Origin of the sequence: Pantoea sp., from assembly GCF_028283705.1 — a bacterium.
Lineage (GTDB): Bacteria > Pseudomonadota > Gammaproteobacteria > Enterobacterales > Enterobacteriaceae > Pantoea.
Window position 1 is genome coordinate 325482 of record NZ_JAPWKD010000011.1, and the last position, 19154, is coordinate 344635.

The 19154-nt window shown below is 50.6% G+C and carries 21 protein-coding genes and 1 pseudogene; 15 read left to right on the forward strand and 7 right to left on the reverse strand.

The window, feature by feature from the left end; genetic code table 11:
* The first annotated feature begins 211 nt into the window (after window positions 1-211).
* The 6 genes from PW844_RS08460 to PW844_RS08485 are packed head-to-tail and all read left to right on the forward strand — an operon-like array spanning window position 212 to window position 6644.
* Window positions 212-691, forward strand: a complete 480-nt coding sequence (locus PW844_RS08460) for a LuxR family transcriptional regulator (protein ID WP_299450292.1) — start codon at window positions 212-214, stop codon at window positions 689-691.
* A gap of 21 nt (window positions 692-712) precedes the next feature.
* Window positions 713-1258, forward strand: coding sequence for a fimbrial protein (locus PW844_RS08465; RefSeq protein WP_299450294.1), 546 nt, complete (start codon window positions 713-715; stop codon window positions 1256-1258).
* A gap of 58 nt (window positions 1259-1316) precedes the next feature.
* Window positions 1317-2081, forward strand: coding sequence for a fimbria/pilus periplasmic chaperone (locus PW844_RS08470; RefSeq protein ID WP_299450297.1), 765 nt, complete (start codon window positions 1317-1319; stop codon window positions 2079-2081).
* A gap of 28 nt (window positions 2082-2109) precedes the next feature.
* Window positions 2110-4620, forward strand: a complete 2511-nt coding sequence (locus tag PW844_RS08475; RefSeq protein WP_299451097.1) for a fimbrial outer membrane usher protein — start codon at window positions 2110-2112, stop codon at window positions 4618-4620.
* Window positions 4574-5953: a fimbrial usher protein StbD gene (gene stbD, locus PW844_RS08480; protein WP_299450298.1), complete on the forward strand. Its 1380-nt coding sequence runs from the start codon at window positions 4574-4576 to the stop codon at window positions 5951-5953. Before PW844_RS08475 ends, stbD begins: the two co-directional genes overlap by 47 nt.
* Window positions 5954-5975: 22 nt before the next feature.
* Window positions 5976-6644: a fimbrial assembly chaperone gene (locus PW844_RS08485; RefSeq protein WP_299450299.1), complete on the forward strand. Its 669-nt coding sequence runs from the start codon at window positions 5976-5978 to the stop codon at window positions 6642-6644.
* 227 nt (window positions 6645-6871) lie between these two features.
* Here the strand turns inward: PW844_RS08485 and PW844_RS08490 are convergent, their stop codons facing one another.
* Entirely contained in the window at window positions 6872-7087 is a 216-nt protein-coding gene (locus tag PW844_RS08490; protein ID WP_299450300.1) for a hypothetical protein, read from the reverse strand.
* A gap of 30 nt (window positions 7088-7117) precedes the next feature.
* Between PW844_RS08490 and PW844_RS08495 the strand changes: the two genes are divergently transcribed.
* Entirely contained in the window at window positions 7118-7285 is a 168-nt protein-coding gene (locus PW844_RS08495) for a general stress protein (protein ID WP_299450301.1), read from the forward strand.
* Between the two features lie 651 nt (window positions 7286-7936).
* Here PW844_RS08495 and PW844_RS08500 read toward each other — a convergent pair.
* Both PW844_RS08500 and PW844_RS08505 read right to left on the reverse strand, forming a co-directional pair.
* Window positions 7937-8293: a carboxymuconolactone decarboxylase family protein gene (locus PW844_RS08500; RefSeq protein WP_299451099.1), complete on the reverse strand. Its 357-nt coding sequence runs from the start codon at window positions 8291-8293 to the stop codon at window positions 7937-7939.
* An 84-nt stretch (window positions 8294-8377) separates the two neighbouring features.
* A pseudogene (locus tag PW844_RS08505) lies at window positions 8378-8722 on the reverse strand (carboxymuconolactone decarboxylase family protein); the annotation flags it as partial.
* Between the two features lie 86 nt (window positions 8723-8808).
* On the opposite strand from PW844_RS08505, the gene PW844_RS08510 reads away from it, so the two are divergent.
* Entirely contained in the window at window positions 8809-9702 is an 894-nt protein-coding gene (locus PW844_RS08510) for a LysR family transcriptional regulator (RefSeq protein WP_299450303.1), read from the forward strand.
* A gap of 44 nt (window positions 9703-9746) precedes the next feature.
* On the opposite strand, the gene bdcA is transcribed toward PW844_RS08510, so the two are convergent.
* Complete coding sequence (bdcA, locus tag PW844_RS08515) at window positions 9747-10460, reverse strand: SDR family oxidoreductase (protein WP_299450305.1); 714 nt, start codon at window positions 10458-10460, stop codon at window positions 9747-9749.
* Window positions 10461-10672: 212 nt separating this feature from the next.
* Here bdcA and PW844_RS08520 point away from each other — a divergent pair, with 212 nt between their 5' ends.
* The 3 genes from PW844_RS08520 to msrA all read left to right on the forward strand — a co-directional run bounded on the left by PW844_RS08520 (window position 10673) and on the right by msrA (window position 12319).
* Window positions 10673-10918: a ParD-like family protein gene (locus tag PW844_RS08520; RefSeq protein WP_084881122.1), complete on the forward strand. Its 246-nt coding sequence runs from the start codon at window positions 10673-10675 to the stop codon at window positions 10916-10918.
* Window positions 10915-11700: a type I methionyl aminopeptidase gene (map, locus tag PW844_RS08525; RefSeq protein WP_299450309.1), complete on the forward strand. Its 786-nt coding sequence runs from the start codon at window positions 10915-10917 to the stop codon at window positions 11698-11700. The genes PW844_RS08520 and map overlap by 4 nt, the downstream gene beginning before the upstream one ends.
* A gap of 76 nt (window positions 11701-11776) precedes the next feature.
* Window positions 11777-12319 (forward strand): peptide-methionine (S)-S-oxide reductase MsrA, encoded by a 543-nt coding sequence (gene msrA, locus PW844_RS08530; RefSeq protein WP_299450310.1) that lies wholly within the window; start codon window positions 11777-11779, stop codon window positions 12317-12319.
* Window positions 12320-12388: 69 nt separating this feature from the next.
* Here the strand turns inward: msrA and PW844_RS08535 are convergent, their stop codons facing one another.
* A complete protein-coding gene (locus tag PW844_RS08535) occupies window positions 12389-13303 on the reverse strand; it encodes a LysR family transcriptional regulator (protein ID WP_299450312.1) in 915 nt (304 codons plus the stop codon).
* A gap of 128 nt (window positions 13304-13431) precedes the next feature.
* On the opposite strand from PW844_RS08535, the gene hpxD reads away from it, so the two are divergent.
* Window positions 13432-14463, forward strand: a complete 1032-nt coding sequence (gene hpxD, locus PW844_RS08540; protein ID WP_299450314.1) for a molybdenum cofactor-independent xanthine hydroxylase subunit HpxD — start codon at window positions 13432-13434, stop codon at window positions 14461-14463.
* 11 nt (window positions 14464-14474) lie between these two features.
* A complete protein-coding gene (locus PW844_RS08545) occupies window positions 14475-15443 on the forward strand; it encodes a PDR/VanB family oxidoreductase (protein WP_299450316.1) in 969 nt (322 codons plus the stop codon).
* On the opposite strand, the gene PW844_RS08550 is transcribed toward PW844_RS08545, so the two are convergent.
* Entirely contained in the window at window positions 15440-16045 is a 606-nt protein-coding gene (locus PW844_RS08550) for a LysE family translocator (RefSeq protein ID WP_299450318.1), read from the reverse strand. The genes PW844_RS08545 and PW844_RS08550 overlap by 4 nt on opposite strands.
* Before the next feature lie 111 nt (window positions 16046-16156).
* Here PW844_RS08550 and PW844_RS08555 point away from each other — a divergent pair, with 111 nt between their 5' ends.
* Complete coding sequence (locus tag PW844_RS08555; RefSeq protein WP_299450320.1) at window positions 16157-17071, forward strand: LysR substrate-binding domain-containing protein; 915 nt, start codon at window positions 16157-16159, stop codon at window positions 17069-17071.
* 201 nt (window positions 17072-17272) lie between these two features.
* A complete protein-coding gene (locus tag PW844_RS08560) occupies window positions 17273-17437 on the forward strand; it encodes a general stress protein (protein ID WP_013511857.1) in 165 nt (54 codons plus the stop codon).
* Between the two features lie 406 nt (window positions 17438-17843).
* Here PW844_RS08560 and PW844_RS08565 read toward each other — a convergent pair whose 3' ends face one another.
* A complete protein-coding gene (locus tag PW844_RS08565; RefSeq protein WP_299450323.1) occupies window positions 17844-19154 on the reverse strand; it encodes a c-type cytochrome in 1311 nt (436 codons plus the stop codon).

Sequence of the window (19154 nt, forward strand, 5' to 3'; positions counted from 1 at the left end):
TTTTAACCCATTGAATTGGAAGGATTAAAACCTTAGGATTGTCTCAACTCTCTTACGAAGCGGTCGAGATCAGCTTATGAAGAACATAACCAGAGAGGACATTTGCTGCGTCAGTTGTAAGTTTGGTTGTCAGCTTACAGGCGAAGCAACAGACCTGCTTAACCGGTGTCCCCTACAGAAGATCGCCGTATGGCCAGGTAGAAATTACTTCATGACTAAGGGGGTACTTTCTATTGTTAGCGGCCAATACGAAAGTGTATTTTGCAGAGGGTGTGTATTTGTTGATTTTTCAGCAAGGAACCTGCGTTATTTCACCAATAGAAATTGGATAGATTATCTCAGGTTGACAAAACTGAATATTATTCTGATCTGTGACGCCCCTATGGAGGCTCTCGCCCTTTATTGGAAAAGAGAAGATCAGACAATCAGCACCGTAATCACTGGTCGGGAAAGTCTTGAAGAAATTAAGAAGTCAATTAATTACTCCTATTACGGCATAAAGGGAGGGGGAAAGTATAAAGGAAATCCGCTAACTAAAGATGAAGTCAGATTTCTCGATCTGGTCGTTAATGATCGATCACTCATTTCGATTTCCAGAGAATTGATGGTCGAGGTCAAGAAAATTTATAACATGAAAGACTCTATCCGCAGAAAAACCGGTATCAGTCTTAATAAGCTTCTTTCAAGATAATAGAGATAAAGGAACTATTCGATGGCTAACAAAGTAACGAAATCATGTTTGTCACTGATCATGAGCGCAAGTCTGGTTTCGGGTTTTGCGTATTCAGCCTCTGATAACACCATCAGTTTCCAGGGCGAAGTCACCGCTGAGACTTGCTCCGTCACAGTCAATGGCAACACCACGTCACCGGTTGTATTGATGCCTACAGTAAGTACCACTGATTTAGCGGCCAGCGGTGATACTGCCGGTGAAACCACCTTCACCATGGGCCTGACCGGTTGTACTGGAGACTCAACGGCATCAACCAGTGTATCAACCGTTTTTGTCGGTAATAACGTCAGTTCAACCGGCAACCTGACCAACACCGGAACCGCGCAAAATGTAGAAGTTCAGATTCTGGACCCGCAAGACACGGTGATTGACCTGACTGACGGATACACCGCCAGCGGCGACCTCACCCTGGCGACGGGTGAAACCGAATCCAGCGCCAACTATAACGTTCAATATTACGCTACAGGCGTGCCTACAGCAGGTACGGTTGTCGCTTCACTCCAGTATGCAGTGAGCTATCAGTAATATTTTTTGGTGCGTATCGGTTACAGGATACGCACTTTTTCTATTTGAGAACCCAGGTATGTTTGTAAGTCGTAATCTCTCGCTATTCAAAACAGTTCTGACCCTTTTATTGTTGTCATGCTTTATTTCAGTAACGGCTGAAGCCAGCGTCACCATTCAGGGAAGCCGTATTATTTATCCGGCGAATGCTAAGTCAGTTGATGTGCAGTTAAAAAATAATGACAACCTGCCTTATGTTATGCAGACATGGTTTGATGACGGTGATATTGATTCCCGACCGGAACAGACAACTCAGACACCGTTTATTGTCACTCCACCGGTATTTCGTATTCAACCCAAATCAGGCCAAATTGTTCGGGTGATATTCAGTGGCAATCAATCTCTGCCTCAGGATAGAGAATCGGTTTTCTGGTTTAATGTCCTGCAAATCCCACCGGCAAATCGGGCAGGTGCGACACAACAAAATGCGATGATGGTGATGTTACGCAATCGTATCAAGATCTTCTACCGCCCAGCGGCTATCGGTAAGCCGGGCAATATTTTAGACGGGCTCAAAATTCGGCACATCAGGGACAGCAAAAAAGGCAATGGTCTTGAGATTGATAATCCACAGCCGTGGCATGCCTCACTTGTTACCGTATCGCTGAAAATTGCAGGCCAGACATTCCAAGCCCGACCGGACATGGTCGCACCATTTTCTAAACAAATATTTTGGTTTCCGGCTTCGGGTAAACACTTGCAGGGTGCGGGTGTGGCATCGCTAGCTGCTATTAATGATCAGGGAGCAAGGATAAGTGAAAATTATACGGTTGAAGTGCAGTAACGTTAAATTCACTTTTTTCGCTTTAAGTATTTCCACGTATTTCCCAGCCAAAGGTTTTTGTGATGAATATTATTTTGATTCATCACTCTTCAAAGGCTCGGCTTTTGGCCAGAATCTCGAAAGATTTAATGAGAGCAGCACACCTGCGGGAAACTATTTGGTCGATATTTACCTTAACAACCAACTGATCAAATCAGGCGTAAAGGTCAACTTCGCGGCAGGTAATGCCGGGAACAAATCTGAGCCTTGTATTCCTGATTCCATCGCTAAGTTAATGCAAATCAAAGCAATGCCAGATGGCAAAAATGACGATCAATGCCATCCCCTTTCATGGTGGGTGAAAACCGGAAAGTGGGAATTTGACCAGTCCTCTCTGCGCTTGCAATTGATGATTCCAATGGCCGAGCTCCAGAGGATACCCAGAGGATATATTCCAGCTGCTGAGTGGGATGATGGGATGACGGCCTTATTTATTCGCCATAACACCAACTATACCTGGACGGAAAATCCAGGTACCGGTTACAGCTACCAATATCTATGGAGTGGTATTACTGCTGGCACCAATATTGCCAACTGGCAATTTCGTCACCAGGGAAACTTACGCTACCTCCAAACCAGCAGTAGCGGCAGCAGTTATCGCTACAATGTGGTGAAAACCTGGGTCCAGCATCCACTGGAAAGCATCAATAGCCTGATGTCAATTGGGGACAACTATACCGAAAGCTCACTTTTCGGCAGCTTGTCCTTTAATGGTATCAAACTGGCGACTGATGAACGCATGTGGCCACAGGGTCGGCGTGGTTATGCGCCTGAAGTCCGGGGCGTCGCCTCCTCTAACGCACGCGTGGTGATTAAACAGTTAAACAAAGTGATCTACGAGACGACGGTTCCTCCGGGTCCATTTGTCATCAACGATCTGTATAACACACGCAGCCAGGGTGATCTGGAAGTTGAAGTGATTGAAGCGAACGGTAAAACCTCTACTTTTACCGTGCCTTACTCCTCGGTTCCGGATTCAGTCCGTCCCGGAAACTGGCACTATTCACTCGCTCTGGGCCGGGTACGGCAATATTACTCGGTAGATAATGCGTTCTTTGAAGGGATACTGCAAAAAGGTATCAGCAACCGCTTGACCGCCACTGCGGGTTCACGGCTGGCCAAAGACTACCAGGCATGGTTGTTGGGGGGTGTGCTGGCAACCGAAGCGGGTGCGCTGGGTGTTAACACCACGTTCTCCGATGCCAAAGCCGAGCAAAATAAAAATGTCACTGGCTGGCGTGCCGAAGTCAGTTATAGCAAAACATTCCAGACAGGCACTAACCTGGTGCTGGCCGCTTACCGTTACTCCACCAGTGGGTTCAGAGACCTGGAAGATGTGCTGGGCGTAAGGCGCCAGAACCAATCAGGTGTCAGCTACTACTCAGATACTTTGCATCAGCGCAATCGCTTATCGGCCACCCTCAGCCAGTCTTTTGATGGTCTGGGGATGGTTAGTCTGAATGCCAGCACAGCAGATTACTATAATAATCAGTCACGTATTACGCAGTTGCAGATGGGATACAGCAATACCTGGAAAAAGATTAGCTATAGCTTCAATGTCGCACGTCAACGCACATCCTATAACTACGATCGCTACAATGTTAGCGTCAATGATTCCGATGATGACTCCAGCAAACAGAAATACACGGAAAATACCGTCTCTCTGAATATTTCTATTCCACTGAACTGGGGCAACAACCTGTCGTCAGTGGCATACAACTATAACCAATCGAAGGAAACCCGCTCCTCAACCGTTTCATTAACCGGTTCTGCTGGACAAAACCGCGACTTCAGCTATTCAATCTACGCAGGTACCGATCAGGATCGTACAGACGGCAACAGCAATTCCACCACCTTTGGTGGCAGCGTTCAGCAGAATACGCGCGTGGGTAACTTCCGTGCCAATTATGGTCAGGGAAGTAACTATCGGCAGGCAGGCCTGGGGGCATCAGGAACCATCCTGATTCATAGCGGCGGGGTCACCCTCGGCCCTTACACCAGCGATACATTTGCCTTAATCCATGCTGATGGTGCTCAAGGTGCAGCAGTGCGCAATGGTCAGGGCGCGGTAGTCGATAGCTTTGGCTACGCCATTCTGCCCTCTCTGACACCTTATCGTGCCAATACGGTAAGTCTCGATACGCTGAATATGAGTTCGGATGCAGAACTGAGTGGTGGTAGCCAACGAGTTGTGCCCTATGCCGGTGCAGTGGCAAAAATTAACTTCGCCACCATCCGAGGTAAAGCCGTGCTCATTAATCTGACGATGCGTAATGGTGAAGTTCCGCCGATGGGCGCTGAAGTTCGTGATGCTGATAATACATTAATTGGTGTTGTTGGCCAGGGCGGACAGTTATATGCCCGCGTACCCCATGATTCCGGCACATTAAAAGTGAATTGGGGCGAATCAGCCACCCGCACCTGTTACGTCAATTATCAGATTACAGGACGTGATGACGAAGGAATTATTCACCTCAATAGCTCATGCAGCAAGGAATAACCCTGTGCGCTTAAAAATTTATTTCCCCATATTATTTATTTTTTACTTTATTAGCTTCTCAATACAGGCGAGCTGTACCAAAATCACCAGTTCCTCTTCCTTATCTTCTGCCGCGATTGCGGCAGGATATACGGCAACATCCTGGACAGGAGCCTGTGATAACTGCAATGGAAACATAGGCTTACCTGCGGTTATAAGCATCAACAGTGGCAGCACATTCCAGGCTTCTGGCACATTGCTGGCAAGCGCTGTCGGTAACTTCCTGACCTCAGCCAGTAATACAGCGTACACAGCCAATCAGATTTTATATCGCTGTGATGTCGCCGATGCCGATAGTTTATATGAAATGTATGCAACCAATGGCGATGACAGTTACACCGGAAAATATACCACTTCTGAAGTGGACGGGGCATATTACGATCAGGCCAAAAATGTTGCTGTGCGCATGACTAACCTCAGCACCGGAGAATATTACAGCCGTTACTGGAAGCAACGGCAATTAACATCCGATAATTGGTACTCTGATGGTACTTATATTTACATACCCGCCAGCGCCTTCAGTAATGTGCTGTATGAAATGTTTAAGATCGATTCAACAACTTATTATTATAATTCCAGCAACTATTGGCTTGATTCCAGGAGTCAGCCGAGGGGATATATTGCGTTCAAAGGTCCGGGACTGGATACCAATAGCCTTACGGCCGGTATGGATAGCGCCAGCTATTTTTATGGCTGGTATGGCAACTGGCCAGGTACCTGGAGCAGCTACAGTGACGTGACCTATGTGCGTGGAGCACTGTGCGAGGTCAAGGATTATCCTTCCGTGGTCCTTTTGCCTACGGTCAGTATCAGTACACTTTCAGCCGGTGGCAGCAGTCAGGCTCCCTTCTCCGTCAGTATTGAGTGTGAGTCAGGTGCTATTTCCAGCACCAGTACCTCCTCCTCAGGCTCTGCAAATGTCGCGATGGGTTTTTTAGTTAACCAATCAAACGCAGTCACCCAGGCAACGAATCTGGGCCTGGTCACTTCTGGCGGCGGGCTAACCTGGTTGCTTGATACCCATTATGGTAGCAGCGGCGTGGCATCTGGCGTAGGAATCAAAATCTATAACAGTAACGGCACAGCAATAAATCTGCTGCCAGACCTCACCAGCACCGGAACAGGAAATACCCGTGGGTGGTATGCCTATAAAGATCTCACCACGTTGGTTTCATCAGACTCCACCAGCATCTATAGCGGGGATTTCACCGCATCTCTCGAAGCCATCGATGGGCAAACTATTACAGCAGGAACAGTCAATGCACAATTGCAAGTTGTCATCAGCTTTCAGTAAGACAATGATTTTAATAATAACGATGGCTACTTTCACTGCCTCTGCTGTAGTCAATGTTGACAAAACGAGGGTTATTTTTAACGCCTCGGCGAATATGCAGTCGATTAATTTAGTTAACAGCAGTGAAAGCCCAACCATTGTTCAGGTATGGACTGATGATGGCGACATCAATGCCTCGCCAGATCAAAGCAGAACACCAGTGATAGCTTTACCGCCTGTTATGAAGATGTTTCCTGGTGAACTCCGTTCACTGCGTCTGATGTTAACATCAAGGGGGTCTATTCCTGCTGACAGAGAAAGCCTCTATTGGCTAAACATCTATCAGATACCCTCGTTGAAAAGCGATATGAGTAAAGTTGAGAAGAAGGTGGTGTTGCCCTTACGGATTCGGCTTAAGGTGTTTGTACGACCTGCAGGGCTTAATGCACCGCAGATTGCCGACCCGGCAAAAATCCAGTTTATGGCAAAAGACAGGCAGTTGGTTGTAAAGAATCCCACTCCCTGGTACATGAGTATCAATGCCACCATTGGCAGTCACGATAATTTGAAAAATCTCCTTATTGAGCCCCAATCCCAGTTAGTCGTGCCACTCAGCGAGGTGTTCAAACCAGGGGAGAAAGTTAAATATGACGTGATCGATGATAATGGCAATCCGGTAAATTACTCCACCAACATTTTACCTTTGGTGTAACTTTGGGCTGTGCTGTGCCAAATCTGGCGCAGCACAGCGAGGGACACATCATTGCCCTCCTCTTTCTTCCTCTTAACTGCATGATTATTTCAGATGGAATACCAGCGCTGATACATTCGAGTTCATGTGCCAGCAGCGAAAATAGGCCACCGTTTTTGGCCCCTTTTATTAAGACAATTCTCAGAAACAGGCCGGAAATTTAAACTGGCAAACAACAGAAGCCTATCTTATTTTACAATATCAATTAACACCAATAGCGCCATCGCATTAATGAAACGGATATATTTTACAAAAAAATAATCCCTTGCAGCACAGAACATTATGCCAATCCCTTCAGTGAAATCCGTAAAAAAAGCCATTTCATTTTTTTCACCGCTTGCACTAAAGGAATATTGCATTAGGATTAATTGCGTAACACACATGTGATGTGAGTTGGCCGTCATGTTATTTTTTACTCATCAAGAGGATATATTATGGCTGAACATAGAGGCGGTTCAGGAAATTTCGATGAAGACAAACACAAAGCATCCGAAACAGGAAAGAAAGGCGGCCAGAACAGCGGCGGCAACTTTAAAAATGACCGTGACAGAGCGTCAGACGCAGGTAAGAAAGGCGGCCAGCATAACAATCGCGGCTCCTGATCTGCGCTAACTGATTCAGGGATGATAGGCGCTGGAGCAGGGATGCTCCGTTGGAATTTTACATTCTCTACTGGCTTTTAAAATGTCTAAATATTCACAAAAAAGGGGGCTTTATTCCTTCAATTCATTCCATGAACAAAACAAGCTTCCCTTTACTGCTTGTATTAACAAAGTCATAAACCACATTTTAAAATATCACTTCAAATTTCCATTAAGATTATTCACTCTGGATATGAAAGAGCATGAGAACCCCGCTCATTACTGGTGACTGGTCGGCAAGCCGGTGAGAATTGCGGTTTAAACCTGAATATTCCTCAAAGCAAGAGCATCGCGATCGTGCAGGCGATGATTTTGTTAACCGCCTGATGCGGAACGATAGAATGCACTCTCGTTACCTTGCAGCTATCGTCATACTCTCTGATTAAAAAACTAATCATCACGGTCGATTTTCTTCATTTAACATTATCTTTACATCCTTCTGGCCGTTGCTAATATAGCGACGCAAAGCACACACAGCAACGTGCTGCGAACGAGAGTTTTCCTGGTTTCGAATCTGATGCATTTTAACCCGCGATTCGCGGGTTTTTTCTTTCCGTTAACGTGAATGCTGGTCTTGAAAAACGTCGAACTTTCAGTTGCTACACTGAAAAGTCAGCGAGCGGTATTCCTGTTGTTAAAGATTTCCTTCGCTGCAAAGATACCGTTAAGCGCCGCCGGGAATCCGGCATAAATAGCCATCTGTTGTATGACTTCAGTAATTTCAACCGGGGTTACCCCAACATTAAGCGCTGCGCTGATATGCACTTTTAACTGCGGCTGAGCCGTGCCAAGCGCAGTCAGCATGGCAACAATAGTCAGTTCTTTAGTGCGATGATTGATCACCGTCCGGGACAAGATATCCCCGTATGAAAACTCAACCACAAACCGGGCCAGGTCAGGCGCTATCCCCATCAGGCTTTGCGTAACGTTTTTACCCGCTCCGGCACTGATCGCTTCCAGTGCCGCCATGCCAGTTGCGTAGCGGTTGTCAGAGGCAGCTTGCATTACTGGCTGAAAAGAGGAGCCACGTTCGGCTAAAACTTCTTTAGCCACCAGTATGGCGTTCCCGGCGGCAGGAAAACCCGCAAAGACCGCACAGAGCATGATCACTTCAATCACTGCTTCAGGCTCACAGCCTGCATTAAGCGCTCCCGCAATATGATACCTGAGCTGTGGCTGCGCATTCCCCATTGCCGCAAGAGCCGCGACGGTACTCAACTGGCGGGTCTGCAAGTCAAGCTCGCTGCGTGACATGATGTCGCCATAGCAAAATTCCACCGTAAAACGGGCCAGATCCGGTGCGACATCTTTTAATTGATTCAGTGGGCCATCATAGTCGGCTCCGCCAACCTGCTTTAACGTTGCCAGACCTGAATCATAGCGAGTTGATGTTGACATAGTTTTTTCCTGAAATGATTAAGTTGACGAACTCTACAACCCGCGAAAGGATGTGGCGAATACCCTTTCTGTGATACCTTTTCGGTATGAATACTTCTATCGATCTTCGCCAGTTCCGCTACTTCCTTGCAGTCAGTGAGGAGCGTAACTTCGGGCGTGCTGCCCGGCGTCTGCATATTTCTCAGCCACCGCTCAGCAGACAAATCCGGCAATTAGAAGAACAGCTGGGCGTTGAATTATTTATACGCACAGGGAGTGGTGTCACCCTGACAGCGGCAGGAGAAAAATTTCTTCCGGAAGTGAAACGCACACTGGCACAGGCAGAAAAAGCGATTGCGGCGGCCAGATCGGCACAAGACGTGACTCAGGGAAAAATCGTTATTGGCTACACCACTGTTTTTGACAGAAGCGTATTTCCCGATGTTTTTTCCCGCTTTCAGCAACGCTTTCCCCAATGGCAGCTCATCACCAAAGGCAATCACTCCATCAACCTGGTGCGGGATATCAGGAACGGCGTAATGGATGTGGCATTTATTGGTTTACATACCGATACTGCCGATCTTGCTACAGAAGTCATTCACCGAGAATCGATGGTGGTGGCCCTGCCTGCGCATCATGCCCTCACGCGTAAACGCAAAGTTAGCTTCGGCGATCTCAGTTACGAGTCAATGTTTTGGTTTGAGCGTCCGCTGAATCCCGGCTTTTATGATTATTGCCAGTCATTCTTCGATAAAATCGCTTTCCGGCCAACGATGTTGCCAGAACCACCGGATCATCACATCCTGCTTGGATTGATTGCCGAGGGGAAAGGGTTCGCGCTGATTCCCTCCTCATTGAGGAATATTAAACGGCAGGGGGTGGTGTTTCGCGAACTGAAACCGGAAGCCAGCACGCTGTCAATCGGTGTTAGCGTGGCGTTTCTCAAATCCAATACCTCCCCCGCCTTACAGGCATTGCTTGAGATGGTCAGAAGCGCATGATAACGCCCGCCAGCGCGGGCGAATGTTCCCGAACCCGGGATAAATCAGGCACCAAATGCGCCATCGATAGTATGCATTGCCCCGGTGACAAAACCCGCTTCCGGGCCAGCCAGCCATGCGACCATCCCTGCAACTTCTTCAGGCCGCCCATGACGCTTAATCGCCATAAACCCGTGCATCAGATCTTTTAATGGTCCTTCCGCCGGGTTTGCATCCGTATCGACGGGGCCAGGCTGCACCACATTAATCGTGATACCACGCGGGCCGAAATCACGCGCCAGTCCTCGCGCCATGCCCTGCAAGGCAGATTTACTCAGGGCGTAAGACGCCATGCCGGGTATCGGCATGCGATCACCATTTACGGAACCCATGATGATAATGCGTCCACCTTCTGGCATCTGACGGGCTGCTTCGACAGAGGCAAAATAAGGTGCATTGATATTGATACGAAACAGCCGTTCAACCTCGTCAGGATCCTGTTCTAACGCATCGCCGAAGGCAATGATGCCCGCATTGACCACCAGCACATCCAGCGGGCCACTGTCCCTTACACGGGCAATCACGGCGTCGCGGTCTGCGCTATCAGTCTGGAAAGGCTGACTACCCGTTGATTCAGCAAGTTGTCTGGCGGCATCGGGCGACCCGGCATAGGTGAAGATGACGTTAGCACCTTCAGCACAAAAACGCCGGACAATCGCCGCACCAATTCCCCGGCTGCCGCCGAGCACCAGGACAGACTTACCTTGGAAATAAGACATGGGCACTCCTTAGTGATTTCGGGTAGCCGCCATTGGCTACGATGCACTCAGTTTAGCTGACGTTTATTGCGCTATCGCCGCACGTTTCCCGACAAAGACGTAACCTGAAGTTCGCAGATTCATTTTCGTGCCAGCGAAAACTTTATCTTTCAAAATCAGTGCGCCCGGCGTAACCTATATATAAACCATATACGTTTCATATAGGCCATGTGATGGGTATCGTAAAAATCTCCGATCTGATGCACGAGAATCTGCGCGTAGCGAGCACGGCGTTAAGCCGCTCGATCAACGCTCAGGCGGAGCATTGGATGAAAATCGGCATGCTGGCCGAACTCTATCCACAATTAAGCCATCAGGAACTGACACGTCTGCTGATGCGGGTAGAAATCGATGGCGGCTCCGATCTTGCTAAGCTGCTTAACACCTCTTTACTGACACCGCAGGGAACCGCGCAATGAACGACATCAAATTGCATTCACCCCAGGAAATTGAACTGGCACGCGCTGCCGGTCATGATGCCGCCAAAGTGCTGGCAATGATCACCCCTTATGTCAAACCCGGCGTCACGACCGACGAACTGGACCGCATCTGTCACGATTTTATCGTTAACGAATTAAAGGTGATTCCGGCCAATATCGGCTATCACGGTTATACCCGTACCACCTGCACTTCCGTCAATCATGTGGTGTGCCACGGTATTCCGGGGGAGAAGAAGCTGAAAGACGGCGATATCGTTAATATCGACGTGGCGATCATCAAAGATGGCTGGTACGGCGACACCAGCCGGATGTATTTCGTTGGCACGCCGTCAGTGCGCGCCAAACGTCTGGTGGAGATCACCTATGAATCGATGGTGGCTGGCATACGCGTTGTGAAACCCGGCGCAACGCTGGGTGATATTGGCGCGGCGATCCAGCAGGTCGCGGAGAAAGCCGGTTTTTCGGTGGTGCGTGAGTATTGCGGTCACGGCGTCGGTGAAATTTATCATGGTGACCCACAAATTCTGCATTACGGTACAGCGGGAACGGGGATGCCGCTGGAAGCTGGCATGATTTTCACTATCGAACCGATGATCAATGCAGGTAAGGCGGGCACCAGCGTATTGTCCGATGGCTGGACGGTGGTGACAAAAGATCGTTCGTTGTCTGCCCAATGGGAGCATACCGTGGCGGTGACGGAAAGCGGATTTGACCTGTTGACGCCGTGGCCGGACGGCACCGGTGAATACCCGACCATCTGACATGTTGGACGATGGCGCTTTCCCTGCCAGTGATGTAGGGTAGCGCCATCATTTATTTCAGGGTCAGGATATTAGCGTGAAAAGTGAAAGCGCGATTTTTGCCGGTGGCTGCTTCTGGTGCACCGAGGCGATTTTTCAGTCCATCGATGGTGTTATCTCAGTAGAAAGTGGTTATATCGGCGGCCATGTGGCCTCTCCGACTTATGACCAGGTGTATAGCGATACCACGGGCCATGCTGAAGCGGTCAGAATCGTGTTTGATGCCGACATCGTCAGCTACGACGATCTGCTGGATATCCACTTCGCAACTCATGATCCAAGCCAGCCGAATATCAAAGATGGCATTGAACGTTCCCGCTACCGTTCGTCATTGTTCCCCACCTCTGAAGTACAGCGTATTGCCGCTAAACAGGGTATCGCACGCGCAGAAGCTGAAATCGGTAAGCCTCTGGTGACCACACTTGAACCGCTAAGCGAATGGTATCCAGCCGAAGATTACCATCAGAACTTCTGGGAAAAAGAGGGCCAGGAAAATGCCTTCTGCATGATGAATATCCCCGCCAAACTGCAAAAACTGCGCAATAAGTTCCCGAAACAGGCAAAAGAAAACCAGACCTGATACTTCCCGGTAGTTGCTTATTTAAACGGCCAGATCATGTTCAGCCGGCCTATTAAATCCCAACGCCGCTCAGCCACCGGGCGGCGTCATCTCATCAATCACTTCGGTAATGCGCTGAATCACCCGTTGTGCGGCGCGCGACAGCTGACGGGAAGGTGCCGTACACAGTGCCAGCGTCAGGGGGCGCAATACGCTGTTTTTCAGCGGCACAAAGTTCAACTGATTTTCTTCCACTTCACTCATCACATCCAGCCGGCTTAATACGCAGATACCGGTGCCCTGGGCAATCAGGCTGCGGATCAGCCGAATATCGTTGCAGGCGATGATATTATCCGGCTCCAGCCCCTGCTTGCGATACAACGCAGCGACGCGTTCATGCACCACCAGCGACTCACCGGGAATGATATGGCGTTCACCACTCAGCTCACTGAGCGATAACGATGCCTGGCCACTCAGCGCATGTTCTGGTGGCAGCACCACCCCCATATCCAGTTCGGCAAACGCCAGCACTTCCAGCCCGCTTTGTCCGGCGGGATCGAGAATCAGGCCAAAATCAATTTCCGCCTGGCGGATTAACTGGCTGATGGCATGGCTATTGTCTACCGTCAGCTCCAGCCGCAGCCACTGATGTTGCCGGGCGATTTCCGCCAGCGCATCGGCCACCCTGCCTCTGGTCAACGCCTGCACCAGTCCGGCGCTGACATTGCCGCGTTTCAACCCCTGAATATCATCAAAACGCTGGCGAGTGACGCGGAACTCGCGCTGCCAGCGCATCACATCGTCATACAACAATTCACCGGCGGTCGTCATACGCAGACCATCAGGCAGACGCTCAAACAGCGGCGTACCGAAACCTTCCTCTGCCTGCAAAATCTGCCGGTTGATGGCAGACGCCGATACATGCAACTTCTCCGCCGCTTTGCGCAGACTGCCGCTGCGCGCCACCTCGGCAAAATAAACCGCGAATCGGGAAAATGGACTCATGCTTCACCTGTACTAATTTTTGCAACACATAATTGAATTAATGCTGATGGATTTGTACAGGGATAATTATCAACAATGACCAGACAAAAATGAAGTCTTTTAATGTGAGCAACCGACAGGACATCGCTATGAACACCATCACCCCACCCGCCCACTGCACTTTTGAACCTGATGACTGGTTGCGTCTGGCAAGCCAATGGCATCCTGTGGCACGTTCCTGTGACATCGCCGGTGCCCCCACCAAGGCGGTGCTGCTGGATGAGCAGCTGGTGGTGTATCGCATCAAAGGTCAGGTGGTGGTGGCACGCGATGTGTGTCCGCATCGTGGTGTGCCACTGACCCTCGGTTTTCATGATGAAGAAGGGGTGGTGTGTCCTTATCACGGCCTGCGCTTCGGTGAAGGCGGGCGTTGTAACCGCATCCCTTCCAGCCCTGGACAACCGATCCCCGCCAAACTCAACCTGATCAATTATCAGGTGGAAGAACGTTACGGGCTGATCTGGGTGTGCATGGCCCCGGACGCTGACAACCCCGCTCCGCTGCCGGTGATGCCGCACTGGGACGATGCCGGATTCCAGCAGATTAACTGCCCGGGCTTTGATGTTAACGGCTTTGCCGGTCGTCAGGTGGAAGGCTTTCTCGATGTGGCGCATTTCGCCTGGGTGCATACCGAAACCTTTGCCGACCCGGCGAACCAGACCGTTCCGCCTTATAACCCCATCGAAACCGCCTATGGTTTCGCGGTGGATTACTGGAGTTCCGTCAGTAACTTCGCCGCCGACAGCGGCCAGCAGGCGCCGGAAGGCTTCGAGTGGCTGCGTCATTTTGAGATGCACCTGCCGTTCACTGCCACACTGACTATCCATTTTCCCGGCGAGGCGCGACTGGTAATCATGAATGCGGCGTCACCGGTTTCAGCACGTAAAACCCGCATGTTCGCCCCGATTGCCCGCAATTTTGATTTGCACATTCCGGTGGCAGATGTCCATGCCTTTAACCAGCGTGTGTTCGAGGAGGACCGGCTGATGGTGGAAACCCAAATGCCAGAACGCCTGCCGCTTGACCTGACGCTGGAGGCACATATCCCGGCAGATCGCAGCTCGATCGCCTATCGTCGCGGCCTGAAACGTATGGGCTTTGGTGAGTTTTTCCTGGTGTAATGGAGGCGATGATGAGCAACATGTTACGGGTCGTGGTTGATGGGATTTATCGCCAGGGTCGTCACAATCTGGGGATTAATCTGGTGGCAGAAAATGGGCAGCCTTTACCGTGCTGGCAACCAGGAGCGCATATCGATGTCCATCTCCGTGAGGGGCTGGTACGGCAATATTCACTGACCGGACACAGCAAAAATACCGGCCATTACCAGATTTGTATTGCACGTGATAAACAATCGCGTGGTGGATCGCGCTACGTGCACGAGGTGCTGCGCCCCGGCCAGGTGATTGACATTTCTCCGCCACGTAACCTTTTCCCGCTCACCACCGCAGGCAAAGTGATTCTGATGGCGGCGGGTATCGGTATTACGCCGCTGTACGCCATGGCACAGGCGCTGGAAACCGCCGGTGTCCCCTTTATGCTCCATTACTATGTCAGTGAACGGGGTGACGAAGCTTTTTTGCCGGAATTATCCCAACCCTTTCAACACGGTTTCTGTGAAATCTGGCACAGCAGTGAAGGACGCAGTCCGCGTAATCATGTCCCGGCAGAGTTACTGGAACCGGCAGACGATACCCATCTTTATTTGTGTGGCCCGGAAGGGTTTATGGTCCATATGCGTACCACGGCAAAGCAGCACGGCTGGCATGAGGAAAATATCCATATTGAGGCCTTTAAGCCCCTGACGACTGCCCTGACGAGTAGCGACGAAGAGAGTTTTACCGTGACCCTGGCTTCCAGCGGTCAGCAATGGCCGGTGCCGCCAGAAAAGACCATCGCCACGGTATTACTGGAAAACGGCGTCGATGTTCCGCTCTCCTGCGAGATGGGCATGTGTGGTGCCTGTCTGACGCGTGTGACCGCAGGGGAAGCCGATCATCGCGATACGGTACAATCAGACGCCGAGAAAAGCGCCGCAGAGCAATATATCGCCCTGTGCTGTTCGCGCAGTTTGTCGCGCAACCTGGTGATTGATCTTTAGAACATTTCCCACAGGTTATAGCCCACGCCAGCAAGGGCAATCAGCAGCAGAAAGCATTGGGATAACACCTCCAGCCGCCGCTGTTGTTTGCCCGTCACCCAGTGACGTACCACCAGGATGTAGCAAGTCATCACGCTGAAATCGAACACCATCCACACCACTGTCAGCAGCATCAGGCTGGTGCTGACGTGAGGCGTGACGCTGATGAATTGAGGAAACAGCGCGGCGAAAAACAGAATATCTTTCGGATTCGCCACCCCGACCCAAAAACCCTGACACACCCCGCCCTGCATAACATGTTGCTGTCTCGCAGGTGATGCTGACGCGGTTAATCCCCGCCATGCGCCAAAACCGATATAACCGCATCCTACCAGCGCCGCGATGCGCAAACTTAGTGTATTAATCGAAACCAATCCAACCAACATCAGGGTTGCCAGCGCAATCAGCACCAGCGACGCACCGTGTGTGCCCATCACCGTAGCAAAGGCCCGCCGTGTACCGTGGCGTGCAGCGGTGCCGGTTACCAGCGCCACCACCGGACCTGGCGTCGCTAATAGGGTGAGAACGGTCAACATATAGGTACTGAGCAACACCAGGTTCATAAGCGACATCTGCGGAGAAAAAGGAAGCGCCAGTATCCCCCGCTCTGATCCAGTTGAAAAACGGATAAAACTGACGTTGAATATGAGTTTTACTCACAATAGAAGACGATGATGTCGCTTCCACCTCTCTATGCTCTGCGCGCCTTCGCCTGTGCGGCCCGGCTTGGGTCCTTCAGCCAGGCTGCTGTTGTGTTGCATGTCACCCCCGGAGCCATCAGCCGTCATATCCGTACGCTGGAAACCGTGTTTGGCTGTGAACTCTTCATCAGGCGTGGACCAAAGGTGGAAGTCAGCCCGGCGGGAAAAATACTGGCGCTGCAATTGCAGGAGGGATTCGACAACCTTGAACGTGCCTGTGCCGCCTTCAGCCAGCAGGGTAAAGCGTTGCGTCTGAAAGCACCGTCAACGCTGACCATGCGCTGGTTGCTCGATGTATTGCAGGCCTATCGTGAGCAAAACTCTACACAACCCGTGGCAATCACCAGCGTCTGGATGGAAACCGACAGTGTCGATTTCAGCAGCGAGCCTTTTGATTGCGCTATCCTGCTCGGCAACGGTGATTTTGGCCCTGATAGCGAAAGTCGGTTGCTATTTAAAGAGTGGCTGATTCCGCTGTGTGCCCCGGCTCTGAAACACCAGGCGCAGCAGGATCTTGCCAACTGTGAATTAATTCATCCCACGGCCGATCGGCGCGACTGGCGACGCTGGTTGCACGCCACCGGGCACACCCCCGCCCCCAATCTCTGGCAGGGCAAGGTGTTCGACACGCTGGAACAAGGCAATATGGCGGCAATCAGCGGCCACGGTATTTCGGTGGGTGACCTGATGTTGAGTCTCACTGCGGTGCGCGATGGATTGCTGACGCTACCTTTTACACAGGCGGTGGCAACCGGTGACGGATATTACTTTGTCTGCCCGCGCGTCGGTGCCAAAACCTCTCAGACCGAAGCGTTGTGGTGTTGGCTGAAAGAACATGTCCCTGCCGAACTGCCAGAGGGAGTGCAACAGTTAAACATCGGCGCTTAGAACATTAGGCTGGAAATTATTTTGTAGCTATCTAAATCAGCGAAAATAATTTTAACAGCAGAATTTAAACCCGACAAAATTGCAAACTTAGGATTATTCCTAGACCACCATAATTAAAATCACCGCTACAGTTACTCTTGCTTCATGAGGTAAAAGAAGCACGTACCGTTAATCGCCAAATACATCGATGAGGAATAAACAATGACACAACGTCGTGGTGGTTCAGGTAACTTTGCAGAAGATAAGCAGCGCGCGGCTGAAGCAGGTCGCAAAGGTGGTCAGATGAGTGGCGGAAACTTCCGCAATGACCCGGAACGCGCCATCGAAGCAGGCCGAAAAGGTGGAAAAATCAGTCGCCGCAAGTAACGAAAACATCCAAATATTCCATATTCATTTCTGCCTTTTGTGGGAAATCCTTTCCTGACGCACATGTTAAATGCTATCGGAGAGTTATTTTCCCACAAACACCAGGATATTCCCCGCCATCTTATACAAGCAGCCTATTTAATTTGTACAAGGATATTATCTTTGTACAAATTAAAACAAATCCAGAACTGAATATATCTCAATTAATAAATGGACCTGACACTAACTAACCTTATAAAAAGTCGTGATTTCTTGCATTTCTGATGCTACTTTCCTGAAGAATATGTGTTTCGGTATGGCGAATTATGCGAAGTGATACTTTGATAATTTGTACAGAATCACAACATCAGTCGCGATAAATCGCGCCGCTACAATTCCGCAGCGCGTTTTCGCACAGGTTTAACGATTAATGTTCTGCCATTTGCGCAGGCAGCCGCAGTGATGTGCGCTGTTTCGCCACGTCGTCAGTGGTCACCGCGGGCGCAGCATTGCCCCAGCTGTTACGCAGATAAGTCGCTACCGCCGCCACCTGGGTATCCGAGAGTTTCCAGGCAAAGGATGGCATCGCACCGCTGGTAGGATTGCCGGTGGTGACAGCCCCGCGCCCACCCTGCAACACGGTGGTGATGATTGATGACGTATCTTCAGCCATCAGTCCCGGATTCCCTGCCAGGCTGCTCGCCAGGTTGGGTATGCCTTTACCATCACTGTTATGGCAGGCACTGCAGTTGGCCGAATAGACATTTTCACCCATCTTCATTTGTGCAGTATCCGCAGACAGGGGCTGCGGACGCTGCGTTGCTGAAGCCGGTACCGATTTCAGATACACCGCAATCGCCTGCAAATCCTGATTGGTCAGATGCTGAGTCGAGTTGGTCACCGCCTCAGCCATCGGACCCGATGCCACCGCGACATGGTTGCTGCCCAGCTTCAGGTACTGCACGATTTGGTCATTGCTCCAGCCACCGATGCCGGTGTAATCATTCGGCGTGATGTCCGGTGCGTGCCACTCCGCAAGGTTGCTGCCCTGCAAATAATCGCTGGTGTCACCGCCAATCAGGTTTTTCGCAGTATGGCACGCGGCACAGTGCTCCGGCCCTTCCACCAGGTAAGCCCCACGATTCCACTCGGCGGAATGATTCGGATCCGACTGGAAACCGGCATTTTTGAAGAACAAAAGATTCCAGCCCATCATCGCCAGACGGATGTTATACGGGAAACCGAGGTGTGTTTCCGGCACCTTGTAGTGCACCGGCTGCACGGAACGCATATACATCCACAAGTCATGCATATCCTGATCGGTCAGCTTAACGTAGGCGTTATAAGGCATCGCCGGATAAAGGTTCTCACCCTGTTTGCCTTTGCCATGTCGTACCGCGCGGAAAAAATCCCGCTCGGTCCAGCTGCCAATACCGGTTTCCGCATCAGGCGTGATGTTGCTGGCGTAGATGCCACCAAATGGCGTGCTGATCGAATAACCTCCGGCCAGATGCAATTTGCTCTCCGGCATGGTGTGGCACGCCGTGCAGTCACTGGCAATCGCGACATAGCGACCACGAGCGACGGCCGCAACATCATCAGCACCTGGCGGCTGGCTGGTCAGCACATCCTGACTTGCGACATCATCCGCCGATGTGTTCCCGTTTTGCCACAGCAATGCCGCAGCCACGGCGGCGGCCACAATGACCACGCCACCTGCAATCGTTGTTTTTTTCAT

Excerpts from the sequence above, each read along its gene's own strand:
- PW844_RS08565 (WP_299450323.1), bottom strand. The coding sequence starts at position 19,154 with ATGAAAAAAACAACGATTGCAGGTGGCGTGGTCATTGTGGCCGCCGCC.
- PW844_RS08550 (WP_299450318.1), bottom strand. The coding sequence starts at position 16,045 with ATGAACCTGGTGTTGCTCAGTACCTATATGTTGACCGTTCTCACCCTA.
- PW844_RS08470 (WP_299450297.1), top strand. The coding sequence starts at position 1,317 with ATGTTTGTAAGTCGTAATCTCTCGCTATTCAAAACAGTTCTGACCCTT.
- hpxD (WP_299450314.1), top strand. The coding sequence starts at position 13,432 with ATGAACACCATCACCCCACCCGCCCACTGCACTTTTGAACCTGATGAC.
- PW844_RS08500 (WP_299451099.1), bottom strand. The coding sequence starts at position 8,293 with ATGGCGGCACTGGAAGCGATCAGTGCCGGAGCGGGTAAAAACGTTACG.
- PW844_RS08485 (WP_299450299.1), top strand. The coding sequence starts at position 5,976 with ATGGCTACTTTCACTGCCTCTGCTGTAGTCAATGTTGACAAAACGAGG.
- PW844_RS08465 (WP_299450294.1), top strand. The coding sequence starts at position 713 with ATGGCTAACAAAGTAACGAAATCATGTTTGTCACTGATCATGAGCGCA.
- stbD (WP_299450298.1), top strand. The coding sequence starts at position 4,574 with ATGACGAAGGAATTATTCACCTCAATAGCTCATGCAGCAAGGAATAAC.
- PW844_RS08535 (WP_299450312.1), bottom strand. The coding sequence starts at position 13,303 with ATGAGTCCATTTTCCCGATTCGCGGTTTATTTTGCCGAGGTGGCGCGC.
- PW844_RS08545 (WP_299450316.1), top strand. The coding sequence starts at position 14,475 with ATGAGCAACATGTTACGGGTCGTGGTTGATGGGATTTATCGCCAGGGT.
- PW844_RS08495 (WP_299450301.1), top strand. The coding sequence starts at position 7,118 with ATGGCTGAACATAGAGGCGGTTCAGGAAATTTCGATGAAGACAAACAC.
- PW844_RS08510 (WP_299450303.1), top strand. The coding sequence starts at position 8,809 with ATGAATACTTCTATCGATCTTCGCCAGTTCCGCTACTTCCTTGCAGTC.
- PW844_RS08460 (WP_299450292.1), top strand. The coding sequence starts at position 212 with ATGACTAAGGGGGTACTTTCTATTGTTAGCGGCCAATACGAAAGTGTA.
- PW844_RS08555 (WP_299450320.1), top strand. The coding sequence starts at position 16,157 with ATGTCGCTTCCACCTCTCTATGCTCTGCGCGCCTTCGCCTGTGCGGCC.
- map (WP_299450309.1), top strand. The coding sequence starts at position 10,915 with ATGAACGACATCAAATTGCATTCACCCCAGGAAATTGAACTGGCACGC.
- PW844_RS08560 (WP_013511857.1), top strand. The coding sequence starts at position 17,273 with ATGACACAACGTCGTGGTGGTTCAGGTAACTTTGCAGAAGATAAGCAG.
- bdcA (WP_299450305.1), bottom strand. The coding sequence starts at position 10,460 with ATGTCTTATTTCCAAGGTAAGTCTGTCCTGGTGCTCGGCGGCAGCCGG.
- PW844_RS08490 (WP_299450300.1), bottom strand. The coding sequence starts at position 7,087 with ATGACGGCCAACTCACATCACATGTGTGTTACGCAATTAATCCTAATG.
- PW844_RS08520 (WP_084881122.1), top strand. The coding sequence starts at position 10,673 with ATGGGTATCGTAAAAATCTCCGATCTGATGCACGAGAATCTGCGCGTA.